General features: G+C 42.3%; 12 protein-coding genes. 10 read left to right on the top strand and 2 right to left on the bottom strand.

The genetic code is table 11. From position 1 onward, the window contains the following. The first annotated feature begins 9 nt into the window (after positions 1 to 9). The 10 genes from CWC02_RS07625 (at position 10) to CWC02_RS07580 (ending at position 10,034) form a co-directional block, all read left to right on the top strand. Positions 10 to 387 (top strand): hypothetical protein, encoded by a 378-nt coding sequence (locus CWC02_RS07625; protein WP_054552100.1) that lies wholly within the window; start codon positions 10 to 12, stop codon positions 385 to 387. A 57-nt stretch (positions 388 to 444) separates the two neighbouring features. Beyond that, the gene (locus CWC02_RS07620) at positions 445 to 1,572 is read left to right on the top strand and encodes an efflux RND transporter periplasmic adaptor subunit (protein ID WP_138617426.1); all 1,128 of its coding nucleotides are present in this window, start codon (positions 445 to 447) and stop codon (positions 1,570 to 1,572) included. Positions 1,573 to 1,581: 9 nt separating this feature from the next. Beyond that, the gene (locus tag CWC02_RS07615; protein ID WP_054552101.1) at positions 1,582 to 4,692 is read left to right on the top strand and encodes an efflux RND transporter permease subunit; all 3,111 of its coding nucleotides are present in this window, start codon (positions 1,582 to 1,584) and stop codon (positions 4,690 to 4,692) included. 146 nt (positions 4,693 to 4,838) lie between these two features. Continuing rightward, entirely contained in the window at positions 4,839 to 5,324 is a 486-nt protein-coding gene (locus tag CWC02_RS07610; RefSeq protein WP_054552102.1) for a GNAT family N-acetyltransferase, read from the top strand. Positions 5,325 to 5,446: 122 nt separating this feature from the next. Continuing rightward, positions 5,447 to 5,953: a DUF2753 family protein gene (locus tag CWC02_RS07605; RefSeq protein ID WP_054552103.1), complete on the top strand. Its 507-nt coding sequence runs from the start codon at positions 5,447 to 5,449 to the stop codon at positions 5,951 to 5,953. Positions 5,954 to 5,968: 15 nt separating this feature from the next. After that, positions 5,969 to 6,580 carry a superoxide dismutase gene (locus tag CWC02_RS07600; RefSeq protein WP_054552104.1) on the top strand — a complete coding sequence of 204 codons (612 nt, stop codon included), beginning with the start codon at positions 5,969 to 5,971 and terminating at the stop codon, positions 6,578 to 6,580. A gap of 87 nt (positions 6,581 to 6,667) precedes the next feature. Beyond that, a complete protein-coding gene (locus CWC02_RS07595) occupies positions 6,668 to 8,017 on the top strand; it encodes a DNA-3-methyladenine glycosylase 2 family protein (protein ID WP_054552105.1) in 1,350 nt (449 codons plus the stop codon). A 2-nt stretch (positions 8,018 to 8,019) separates the two neighbouring features. Then, entirely contained in the window at positions 8,020 to 8,487 is a 468-nt protein-coding gene (locus tag CWC02_RS07590; RefSeq protein WP_138617479.1) for a methylated-DNA--[protein]-cysteine S-methyltransferase, read from the top strand. A 159-nt stretch (positions 8,488 to 8,646) separates the two neighbouring features. Beyond that, on the top strand, positions 8,647 to 9,384 hold the full coding sequence (locus CWC02_RS07585) for a transporter substrate-binding domain-containing protein (protein ID WP_054552106.1): 738 nt from the start codon (positions 8,647 to 8,649) through the stop codon (positions 9,382 to 9,384). A 65-nt stretch (positions 9,385 to 9,449) separates the two neighbouring features. Further along, positions 9,450 to 10,034 carry a thymidine kinase gene (locus CWC02_RS07580; protein ID WP_054552107.1) on the top strand — a complete coding sequence of 195 codons (585 nt, stop codon included), beginning with the start codon at positions 9,450 to 9,452 and terminating at the stop codon, positions 10,032 to 10,034. Here the strand turns inward: CWC02_RS07580 and ltaE are convergent. Together ltaE and rlmF are read right to left on the bottom strand one after the other, a co-directional pair. Continuing rightward, entirely contained in the window at positions 10,017 to 11,024 is a 1,008-nt protein-coding gene (gene ltaE, locus CWC02_RS07575; RefSeq protein ID WP_138617424.1) for a low-specificity L-threonine aldolase, read from the bottom strand. The two genes, CWC02_RS07580 and ltaE, sit on opposite strands and share 18 nt — an antisense overlap. 10 nt (positions 11,025 to 11,034) lie before the next feature. Continuing rightward, a complete protein-coding gene (rlmF, locus tag CWC02_RS07570; RefSeq protein WP_138617422.1) occupies positions 11,035 to 11,940 on the bottom strand; it encodes a 23S rRNA (adenine(1618)-N(6))-methyltransferase RlmF in 906 nt (301 codons plus the stop codon). Positions 11,941 to 12,042: the final 102 nt, after the last annotated feature.

Below are 12,042 nucleotides of genomic sequence, written 5' to 3'. Positions count from 1 at the left end.
AGGCTCAATGTGAAAGCTGCATTTATTATTTTGATTAGCGTATTATTGCTCCAGCCACTGCTGGATAGCTTTGATGTGGCCGATCATAATGCTGCGTTTAATCACACCTCGGTACTGTTATCAGAAGAAATTGACCTTGAAGCCCATTGCGCAGCCAATGGCGATCACCAGTTACATCAATCAGAGCATGCCGAGCTTAGCAAACAGTTGTCTGACTCAGCCGAGAAAGGCCATTGTCATGTTTGTCACAGCCCTGCGTTTGTTGATTCGCTGCAATTGTCTGAACCTACTGATGTTTATTTCGCTAAAATTGAATCACTTGATTTCAACTTCAAATCGGCTGACTTAGCACCGCTACATCGCCCACCTATTTTAGCTCTTACTTAATCAAAAACCCTTTTTTAGATTTTTTGGGCTTAGCCCATTTTAAGTAAGAGACACTCTATGTATTTAAGAAATTTTATGCGTTATGCATTGCTGTGCGTATGCTATATGACTGTGACAAATATTTATGCGACAGAACAAGCGCATAACCACCAAGAAAATGAGCAAGCTGAGCATGCTAATGAAGTCATTTTAACTGAGCAGCAACAGCAACTCGCTAATATTAAGGTTGAGCGCCTTGTACTGAAAAAACACAAGCAAACCTTGTATGCACCGGGCGAAATTAAAGCCAATGGCTACGCCAGTTATGTGGTGTCACCACGTGTTGATTCTATCGTTGTAAAACGCCATGCCTTATTAGGGCAGCATGTAAATAAAGGAGACTCTTTAGTCACTTTATTTAGTGGCGAAGTGGCTAGCCAGCAAACAGAATTTAGATTAGCAGAAGCCGAGTGGCAACGCGTTACTAAAATGACCGCAGGCACAGTCAGCGAAAAACAAATCTTAACTGCCAAAGCCGAGTATGAAGTGGCTTATAGCCGATTAGTTGCCTTTGGTTTATCAAAACAAGCTATTGTACAAACACTCACCATAAGCCCAGAAAAACTCGGTGAATACACCTTGTTTGCACAAACATCTGGGGCTGTTTTAACCGATAACTTTGCCCAAGGTCAGCGAGTAGATTCGGGGATTGAGCTAATGCTAATAGCCGATGAATCTGCGCTTTGGGTTGCTGCTCAGCTTTCAGCTAATCAAGACCGTACTATCAGTAATGGCTCTACGGCGCTGTTAGAAGTTAACGGCAATCGCTATCAAGCAAGGGTTATTCAAGAAGCACATACCATTGATGAACAAACACGTTCACGAACTGTTAGGCTCGAGGTAAAAAACACCCAGCATAGTTTGCACCCAGGCATGTTTGCGGATGTGTATTTTCATTTTGAAACAGACCAAGAGTTACTTGCCGTACCTGAAAACGCATTAACACGGAGTGCAGATGGTGACTGGCAGTTATTTGTCGTTGATGACGATGGTGGCTTTGCTGCCCATGAAGTAACCCTTGGCAGACGTTTTGGTGATTATCGCGAAGTGTTAGGTATCAAAGCCGGGCTTGAAGTTGTCACCCAAGGTGCTTTTTTTATTGCATCACAGCTAGCTAAAGGCGGATTTGATCCGCATAACCACTAGAGGTGATATATGTTTAATTTATTAATAGAGGCGGTGATAAAGAACCGTTTACTGGTTGTATTGGCCTTGCTTGCAGCGATTGCAGTGAGTGCATTTATGATCCCAAAACTTAATTTAGACGCCTTTCCTGATGTGACGAATGTGCAAGTTGCAGTGAATACCGAAGCGCCAGGGCTTGCGGCTGAAGAAGTTGAGCAGCTGATCACATACCCGATAGAAGCGGTTATGTATGCGCTGCCCGATGTAGAGCAGGTACGCTCTATTTCTAAAACAGGGTTATCGGGCGTCACTGTGGTGTTTAAAGAAGGTGTCGATATTTACTTTGCTAGGCAACTGGTTTTTGAACGTTTGCAGTCTGCTAAAGAGTTGATCCCAGCTGGTGTGGGTATGCCAACCATGGGCCCTAATACATCAGGACTTGGACAAGTCTATCAGTATTTACTTGAAGCAAAGCCAGATGCCAACATAGATAGCATGGCATTGCGTAGTTTAAATGATTGGGTGGTTAAATTACTTATATTACCTATTGATGGTGTGACCGATATTCTGTCATTTGGCGGTGAGGTAAAGCAGTATCAAGTGAACATAAACCCCAATAAGCTCCTTGCTTATGACTTAACACAGCAAGATGTTAGTAACGCACTAGATGCTAACAACAGTAATGTGGGTGGCTGGTATATGAACCGTGGTCAAGAGCAGCTTGTTATTCGTGGTACAGGTTGGTTTACCCCAGGCGAAAAAGGGCTTGCTGAGATTGCACAAACACCTATCAAAACCATTGATGGGACGGTTGTTCAAGTGGCTGATGTTGCGAATGTTGAGCTTGGTAGTGAAATTCGCCAAGGCGCTGTCACCTTATCTAAACGCAATGAACAAGGCGAAATAGTCAATCGTGGTGAAGTGGTGACTGGTATAGTGCTCAAGCGAATGGGCGCTAATACCAAGCAAACGATTGATGGCATTAACGCGCGTGTCGAGATGATAAATCAAGCACTGCCAAAAGGGGTTGAATTTAAAGCCATTTACGACCAAGCAGAGCTTATAAGCCAAGCGGTACAAACGGTTATTGACGCACTGCTTTTAGCTTTTGTATTTATTATCATTGTATTAGCGCTATTTTTGTTGGATTTAAGGGCAACATTTTTGGTGTTGTTGTCGATCCCTATCTCGATAGGCTTAGCACTGAGTGTAATGGCATGGCTTGGCTTGTCGGCAAACTTAATGTCGTTAGGTGGGATTGCTGTTGCAATCGGTATGCTGGTAGATGGCTCTGTTGTGATGGTTGAGAATGTATTTAGGCACTTAGGGCTTAAACATAATCAACATAAGCCTTCTTCGCAGCTGGTGGCTATTGCTGCAAAAGAAGTCGCACGGCCTATCTTTTTTGCCTCTTTGATCATACTAACGGTATTTTTACCGCTGTTTAGCTTTGAAGGCGTTGAGGCGAAGTTATTTCAGCCAATGGCTGTAAGTATTATGCTTGCGATTATTAGTGCTGTGTTCGTTGCCTTGGTTGTGGTGCCAGCTCTGTGTGTGTACTTATTTGCTAAGGGCGTGACAGTAAAGAAAAGTATTCTGTTAAAACCTATCGATATGCTTTATCAACGGGCTTTACAAAAAGCATTGCAGGCTAAACGCAGCGTTTTAGCGATAGCAGGGTTATTACTAATTGTAGCGGCCGTTATGCTACCAAGGCTGGGTACTGAATTTGTGCCAGAGCTTGAAGAAGGCACTATTAACCTACGTGTGACACTTGCTCCATCAGCAAGTCTCGATACGGCAATCTCAGTGGCGCCTAAGCTTGAAGCCATGTTGCTTGAATTTAGTGAGGTGGAATATGCGCTGAGCCGAATCGGTCGGGCTGAAGTGGGGGGAGATCCTGAACCGGTTAATAACATTGAAATCTATTTAGGCTTAAAACCTCATGAGCAATGGGTAAACGCGAAAACGCGGGTCGAATTACAGCAACTAATGGAAGCCAAGCTTGAGCAGTTCCCAGGGCTTTTGTTTAACTTTTCGCAGCCCATAGCAACCCGAGTCGATGAGCTTTTATCCGGTGTTAAAGCGCAATTGGCCATTAAATTATTCGGCAGTGACCTAGGCGTTTTAACTGAAAAAGGCCAACAAATTGAGCAGCTAGTTCAGCAAATATCTGGTGCAAAAGATGTTGCTATGGAGCAAATAGGCGGTGAAGCGCAGCTGATAGTTAAACCTAACCGTTTGGCATTGTCGCGCTTTGGTTTATCGGTGTCTGATTTGATGGATGTAGTTCAGCACGGTATTGGCGGGCAATCTGCAGGGCAAATCATTAATGCCAATGAGCGCTATGATATTTATGTGCGTATAGCAAAAAGCTTTCGGCAAAACCCAAATGTGATCGCTGATCTTCGACTGCGAACCCCAGCGGGTGCCATTGTTAGGGTGGGGGATGTAGCCGATGTACAAATAGAGTCTGGCGCTCCACAAGTTCGTCGCGATGATGTTCAAAGGCGGGTGGTTATTCAAGCGAATGTGCAGGGGCGAGATATGGGCTCTGTAGTTGCCGATATACGCGCTGCCATAGCCGATAAAATACAGCTACCAAGTGGTTACAGTGTAGCCATTGGTGGGCAGTTCGAAAACCAGCAAAGGGCACAGCAGCGGCTGATGATAGTAGTGCCAGTAGCCTTATTACTCATTGCGTTATTGCTGTATTTTGCCTTTAGTAACCTATCGCAAGTGGTACTTATTCTTGTCAATGTTCCTTTGGCTGTGATTGGGGGAGTGATTGCATTGTATGTCTCTGGGCAATACTTGTCTGTACCCAGCTCAGTAGGGTTTATTACACTATTTGGTGTTGCGGTATTGAATGGTGTGGTGATGGTCGAAAGCATTAATCAAAGGATTAGTGCGGGAGATAGCAAAGACAAAGCAGTATTTGAAGGCGCTGTTTCAAGGCTTAGACCCGTACTCATGACTGCGCTTACTTCAATGCTTGGGCTAATTCCAATGCTACTTAGCACTGGCATAGGGGCTGAAATACAAAAGCCCCTTGCCACGGTTATTGTTGGCGGCTTGGTTAGTGCTACCTTTTTAACTTTATTTGTACTTCCGGTACTTTATAAGTCGATGAGTAAATAAAATAAGTCGATGAGTAAATAAAGCATATGGGGCTAACTTTTAGTAGCCCCTTTTTAATGCCGTGTATTTCTGTAAAGGGCGTTTACACCATGCTAAAGCCCTTATAAACTGGGCGTTACAATAATGATGTAAAAAAGGAATACAGAGTGAGTAACGCAATTACAATTCGTCCGGCAGTCGCAAGTGATGCTGCAACAATCCTACATTTTATTACCGAACTTGCTATTTACGAAAAAGAACCTGACGCAGTTAAAACAGACGAGCAAGCTATTTTAAAAACGTTATTCAGTGAAGGTGCTACAGCTCACAGTGTTATTTGTTTAGAGGGCGACACACCAATTGGTTTTGCAGTTTATTTTTATAATTACTCTACATGGCTTGGCAAAAATGGTTTGTATTTAGAAGATCTTTACGTCAGTGCAGATAGCCGTGGTAAAGGTGCTGGTAAGCAAATTATGCAATATCTAGCTAAGCAAGCACTCGAAAAAGACTGTGGTCGTTTTGAGTGGGTGGTACTTGATTGGAATAAACCAGCCATTGATTTTTACGACAGCATTGGTGCTAAACCGCAAAACGAATGGATTATTTACCGCCTAACAGGCCAAGAGCTTATCGACTTTGCGCATCAATAACTAATGTTGTTATAGCTTAAAATTAACAAATAACAATATAAATAAAAATCATTTGCATTTGATCTTTTCTGTGTGTAGTTTAAATACACATAGAATGATTGGTATAAGTGCAGGTGATTTTTATGACTCAAACAACAGGCCACACACCGTTAACTTCGAACGCCATTGATGATGCGCTGGCCCCTTGGCAAAGTGCAATTTATCAAGGCAACTTAGCATTTGAATCTGGTGAGCTCATTACTGCGCGTGATCATTACACGGTTGCCAGCAGCTGCGCTGAAACACTACTCGCACAGTTTTCTAATATCCCAATCAACCAGTCGGTAACACGCTCGTTAGAGCATTGTATTGCAGCATTTGTTGTTGCCACTTTGAATCTTGCCGACACCTTTAAGGTAATGCAAAAACCAGATAAAGCCTGCACCTGGCTTTGTCATGCTCATCAGCGATTAAGCGCGCTGTTAAATCACCCAGAGCAGCAGGTCCGCATCTTGGTGCTGCACCATCATCACAAAACCTATTATGAACTGGTTAAGTTTGCCAGCATGGCATCGGCATTTCCGACACTCATTAACCGAATCAACCAGCTATTAGCTGACCATCCCCATAAAACGCAGTTATTACATTAACGATAAGGAATCAGTATGCCTTTTACATTACCCGATTTAGCTTATGACTATGATGCACTTGAACCGCACATTGATGCGAAAACCATGGAAATACATCACACCTTGCATCATCAAACCTATATCAATAAAGCGAATGCTGCACTCGAGGGCAGCCATTACTCTGAACAAGATGCTGAAACATTACTACGCACTATTTCATCAATGCCTGAGTCTTTACAAAAAGCAGTACAAGAGCATGTGGGTGGTCACCATAATCATTCATTATTTTGGCAAATAATGACACCAAACGGCGGTGGTGAGCCAAGTGCAGAGTTAAACACCGCCATTGTTGATACATTTGGCAGCTTTGACGCATTTAAAGAGCAATTTACGAATGCAGCGGTAAGTCGCTTTGGCAGTGGCTGGGCGTGGTTATGTGTTGATGAAAATAACCAATTGATTGTTGAAAGTAGCCTCAATCAAGATAGTCCACTTATGCAAAATCACATACCTATTTTAGGGCTAGATGTGTGGGAGCATGCATATTACTTGAAGTATCAAAATCGTCGCCCTGAATATATTGCGGCATTTTACGAAGTGATCAATTGGCCGGAAGTTGAGCGCCGATATTTAGCTGCAATTAAATAGCTGTTTAATTAGTTAAGGTCCGAAACTGGCTAGTCAAAAAATAATATTCAGTTAAGCTAACGGTATTAGCGTGTAACGAGAAAAATTATGACTAGCCAACAATGGCAAACTGCGAGGCAAAGCCGCGACCCACGCTTTGATGGGGTGTTTTTTGTGGCGGTAAAAAGTACTGGCATTTATTGCAGACCCATTTGCCCCGCACCAACAGCACAAGAAAAGAACGTTGAATACTACCAATACGCGCACTTGGCTGCGCAGGATGGTTTTCGACCCTGTATTCGCTGTCGCCCAGATAGCGCACCGAATAGCCCTGCTTGGTTAGGTACTAAAACCACCGCATTACGCGCCAAACAACTGATTGATAAAGGCGAGGCCTACGATTGTGAGGTTTTAGCCGACAGACTCGGCGTGTCGAGCCGCTATTTACGCCGTTTGTTTAACCAACACTTTGGACTCTCGATCACCCAATATCGATTATTTAACCAATGTAATTTTGCTAAACAGTTATTACAAGAAACAGATTTGTCGGTGGCAGATATCGCATTTGCTTCTGGCTTTAATAGTATTCGTCGTTTTAATGATGCTTTTTTAAAGCAGTTAAATATTGCCCCTTCAAAGTTACGTAAGACAGATAAAAAACCAGCCTCAACATTAACTCTAACACTGGCATTTAGGCCGCCTTATAACTGGCAAGCACTCCATGATTTTTTGCAGCGCAGATTAATCAGTGGTTTAGAATGGTTGAGCGCAACAAGCTATGGACGCACTTTTAAAGACAAATATTGCCAAGGGCAATTCACAGCGCATTTTGTTGAGCATAAAAATCATTTTAAAGTGGTTATTGATATCGATAACACCCGCTATTTACAGCAAGTGATCCATAACATTCGTCGTGTGCTTGATTTAGACGCCGACACGCACACTATTGAACAGCATTTAGATGCAGAGCTTAAAGGCGCAATGCCGCTTTGTGTTGGGCTTCGTTTGCCGGGAATTTGGTCAGACTATGAAGCGGGCATACGTGCGGTTCTTGGTCAGCAAGTGAGTGTTACTGCGGCTCACAATCTCGTAACTCAGCTTGTGAATGAATTTAATCAGCAAAGTACTAACCACTATTTTCCAAGCCCTGATTGGGTTGCCAATTCTGAACTCGATTTTTTTAAAATGCCACAATCACGCAAAGATGCGCTAAGGCGTTTAAGTGCTTATTGTCAGCAAAACCCAGATAATCAAGAGCTTGATAATTGGCTTGAGCTCAAAGGTATTGGCCCGTGGACAGTTAATTACGCCAAACTACGCGGTCAAAGCCACCCCGATATTCTATTGGCGGGCGACTTAGGGGTTAAAAAAGCCCTCGCTGGAATAAGCGAATTTAATAGCGAGCACTGCGCGCCATTTCGCTCTTATTTAACTTTTCAACTATGGCAACAATTATGAGTATGCAACAAGTTATAATGCCAAGCCCGATTGGCGATATTACCATTCAAAGTACATCAAAAGGCGTCAGTTACGTTGGCTTTTATCCGGTGGTTGCAATGCAAACAGAGGTTGTTGATGAGCACACCCTTACACCCATTTTAATTTGTATAAGTGAGCTTAATGAATACTTTAACGGTGAGCGTACACGTTTTACAGTACCCCTTGATACCCAAGGTACCCAATTTCAAAGGCAAGTGTGGCGTGCGCTGATGGATGTTGAGTTTGGTCAAATCAAAAGCTACCAAGATATTGCACTTGCGATTAATAACCCAAAAGCGGTGCGTGCAGTGGGGGCTGCAAATGGTAAAAACCCGATTAGCATTATTGTACCGTGCCATCGGATTATTGGCGCAAACGGTAAACTCACAGGCTATGCGGGTGGCCTTGAAAGAAAAGAGTGGTTACTGAAACACGAAGGAATTTTGTAAAAAGTTAAATTGCCATCTACACTATTTAAAGCTTAACTAAATTAGTAACTTATTATGACAGTGATGTTGTTTTTTACTAGAGTATTTTTGTGTACAGGGTTGTTTTTTACTTTTACTTGTTATGCGAAAGAGGCGTCTCCCTTACTAATTAAAATTTGTGTGGCGGATCATAATAAAGCGCCGATGTTTATCGATGCTAAAAACGAAATCCCCATTATTAATAGCCAAGCACAAATTAATACTCTAAAGGAATTAGATCTCGCAATAGATGAAGTTCAATTTCAATACCAACAAATGCCTTGGCAAGAATGTATATCATCAATAAAGCACGGCACTGTTGATGCATTTATTTCTGGTTTTAACGCGCTTAAAAGTGACTATGCTGTTTTCCCTGTTAATAAACAGGGCAAACCTCTCGATAAATATTCATTCGCATCTTTGAGCCAATGTTTAATCGGTAAACGACGTTTTCATTCAAAGTGGAATTCACGTGAGGTATTTCAATCAAAAGCATTCTCGTTAGCTGTTGCTAATGGCCATTTTGTTGGTGATGCCGCAAGTGAAGATGCGTTTTTTATTGAGCACACATTTACGTTACAAACTGCGATTGAACGAGTTGCTCAGGGAAATGCTGATGCAGCACTTGTGATTTGTGAGATTTCTAAGAATAAAGTCGACCTTAGTCAGTACTACCAATTTAAACTTGCTCCACTGTTCCCACCGATCAATACCTCAATAGCATATTTGGCTTTTTCAAATGAGTTTTTCTATAAGCATAAACTAGATGCAAACCTAGTTTGGGAGCAGCTCGCTAGTAAAAAATTGGCAGGGGTTTATGCAAGAATGTTGCAAAATATGAGCTCAGAACAAAACACTCATTATGGGACAAAAGAATAAGGTAAAGGATGATGTTGTCGTTCGATTAGGGTAGCATATTGCGACTTTAAAATTTGGGCAACATCATGGCACAGCTGTACTTTTATTATTCTGCAATGAATGCAGGCAAATCTACCACACTTTTACAATCTGCATTTAACTACCGCGAACGTGGTATGGAACCGGTTATCTTAACAGCGGCTATTGATGATAGAGCAGGTGTTGGCAAGGTGTCTTCACGTATTGGCTTACAGGCTGATGCGCATATTTTTGATGCAGAGAAAGATGTATTTGAGCTAATCAAATCTTTAAATGCAGAGCAAAAGCGCCATTGTATTTTAGTTGATGAATGCCAGTTCTTATCAAAAGACCAAGTAATGCAATTAACGGATGTGGTTGATGAGCTTGGTATTCCAGTGCTGTGTTATGGCTTACGTAACGATTTTAGAGGTGAGTTATTTAGTGGCTCACAATACTTACTTGCATGGGCTGACAAACTAATTGAGTTGAAAACAGTATGTCATTGTGGTCGTAAAGCTAATCATGTACTGCGTACCGATGAGCATGGCAATGCGATTGCAGACGGTAATCAGGTAGAAATTGGCGGCAACGACCGGTATGTATCAGTGTGCCGCAAACATTATAAAGAAGCGTTAAATCTCGGCCGCTAATGCTGAGATAAAGCTATCAATACCTTGCTTAGTGACGCCTAAATGGGTCACTAATCGCAGTGGTTTTCCTGGCGAAAATAACATATTTTGTTCTTTTAGCGCATGTGCCACTGCTTTTAAGTCGATATGTTCGGCAACGTTTGCGTAAACAATGTTGGTATCGATTTGAAAAGGTGATGTATCAAAACCAGCTAACGTGTTTAATTGCTCTGCTAAATACGCCGCGTTATCGTGATCTTCAGCAAGTCTTGTTACGTGATGCTCAAGTGCATACTGACCAGCGGCTGCCAGCATACCCGCTTGGCGCATACCACCACCAAGTACTTTACGCCAGCGGCGCGCTTTATCAATCAGTGCTTTGCTACCTAGTAATAGTGAGCCAACCGGCGCACCGAGTCCTTTTGATAAGCAAATAGACACTGAATCAAAATACTGGGTGATCTCAGTGATATCAACACCTAACTTAACCGCCGCGTTATACACGCGGGCACCGTCTAAGTGCAGAGCAAGGTTATGTTTATCAACACACTCTCTAGCTTGTTTAAGATAACTTAGCGGGAGAACTTTGCCACCAATGGTGTTTTCTAAGCTAAGTAGTTTGGTTCTAGCAAAGTGAAAGTCATCAGCTTTAATTGCAGCCACAACTTTGTTTAAATCTATGCTGCCATCGGCATTATTTTCAATTGGTTGCGGCTGAATAGAACCTAATACAGCGGCACCGCCACCCTCAAATTTGTAGTTATGCGCTTGTTGACCACAAATGTATTCGTCGCCACGTTCACAATGCGCCATTAATGCTAGTAAATTGGCTTGCGTACCTGAGCAACAATAAAGGGCGCTTTCGAAGCCATGGCGCTCAACAGCAAATTGTTCAAGCTGATTAACGCTTGGGTCGTCACCATAAACGTCGTCGCCTACTGGGGCGTCATTCATGACCGCGCGCATGGCTGCTGTTGGTTTTGTAACTGTGTCTGAACGAAAGTCGATCATTTTATTATCCTTATACTAGTTCGTTAAGAATGGCTTCGCGGTCGGTTTGGTCAAAATAGCTCCAAGCAATAAAGCGACTTATTTTTTGGCCTTGTGCCATTTTTATAACTTTTACTTCTTTCACATCAAGTGTGCTGAGTAACTTTTTTATATGAGGTAAAGTGTCAGACTTTGAAACAAGTGATGTAAACCAAATACATTGCTCTGCAAACTCTTGGCTCTCAATACACATTTTACTGATAAATTCGCGTTCACCGCCTTCACACCAAAGCTCGTTTTGACGGCCACCAAAATTAAGCGCTTTTTGTGGCGCTTTGTTTAAGTTTTTCCATTTACGTTCAGTACCTGCATTTGCCTGTTGCTCGCTGGCATGAAACGGTGGGTTGCATAAAGTTAGATGAAAGACATCTTTATTCGATATTACGCCCGTAAACATTTTATTGGCGTTACTTTGCTGCTTAACATTTATTTTGAGGCGGTTAAATTGCACAATTTGCTTAGCAATTTTAACAGACAATACATCAATATCTGAGCCTGTGAAGTGCCAGCCATATTCGTGATTACCCGTAAGCGGGTAAATCACATTTGCACCCGTGCCTACATCAAGCACTTTTACTTGCTTACCCGTAGGAATACGACCTTGGCTATCGCTTGCTAATAAATCGGCCAAATGATGAATGTAATCCACTCTGCCAGGAACTGGCGGGCAAAGGTAGTTGTCGGGTAAATCCCAAAAATCGATTTTATAATGGCTTTTTAATAACGCTTGGTTGAGGGTTTTAACTGCTAACGCATTGGTGAAATCAATGGTATCAGTGCCCGCTGGCGTTTGCGTTATATAAGGTGTTAGGGCAGGAGTATCTTTACATAGCAAAGTAAAGTCGTAGCCATTAAAGTGGCGATTTCGCGGATGCATTAAGGAAAACCTATCTGTTAGCCATATCAAAGGCTGATTGTACCAAATAAATTTTTAAAATGTAGGAGTGCTAATCTAATAATCACTTTATCAGTTATTCAC

This window comes from Pseudoalteromonas sp. S2721 (assembly GCF_005887425.1).
Classification (GTDB): domain Bacteria; phylum Pseudomonadota; class Gammaproteobacteria; order Enterobacterales; family Alteromonadaceae; genus Pseudoalteromonas; species Pseudoalteromonas simplex.
This window is presented reverse-complemented; position numbering and strand designations above follow the sequence as displayed.

Excerpts from the sequence above, each read along its gene's own strand:
- CWC02_RS07620 (WP_138617426.1), top strand. The coding sequence starts at position 445 with ATGTATTTAAGAAATTTTATGCGTTATGCATTGCTGTGCGTATGCTAT.
- CWC02_RS07615 (WP_054552101.1), top strand. The coding sequence starts at position 1,582 with ATGTTTAATTTATTAATAGAGGCGGTGATAAAGAACCGTTTACTGGTT.
- CWC02_RS07605 (WP_054552103.1), top strand. The coding sequence starts at position 5,447 with ATGACTCAAACAACAGGCCACACACCGTTAACTTCGAACGCCATTGAT.
- CWC02_RS07600 (WP_054552104.1), top strand. The coding sequence starts at position 5,969 with ATGCCTTTTACATTACCCGATTTAGCTTATGACTATGATGCACTTGAA.
- CWC02_RS07595 (WP_054552105.1), top strand. The coding sequence starts at position 6,668 with ATGACTAGCCAACAATGGCAAACTGCGAGGCAAAGCCGCGACCCACGC.
- CWC02_RS07590 (WP_138617479.1), top strand. The coding sequence starts at position 8,020 with ATGCAACAAGTTATAATGCCAAGCCCGATTGGCGATATTACCATTCAA.
- CWC02_RS07580 (WP_054552107.1), top strand. The coding sequence starts at position 9,450 with ATGGCACAGCTGTACTTTTATTATTCTGCAATGAATGCAGGCAAATCT.
- ltaE (WP_138617424.1), bottom strand. The coding sequence starts at position 11,024 with ATGATCGACTTTCGTTCAGACACAGTTACAAAACCAACAGCAGCCATG.
- rlmF (WP_138617422.1), bottom strand. The coding sequence starts at position 11,940 with ATGCATCCGCGAAATCGCCACTTTAATGGCTACGACTTTACTTTGCTA.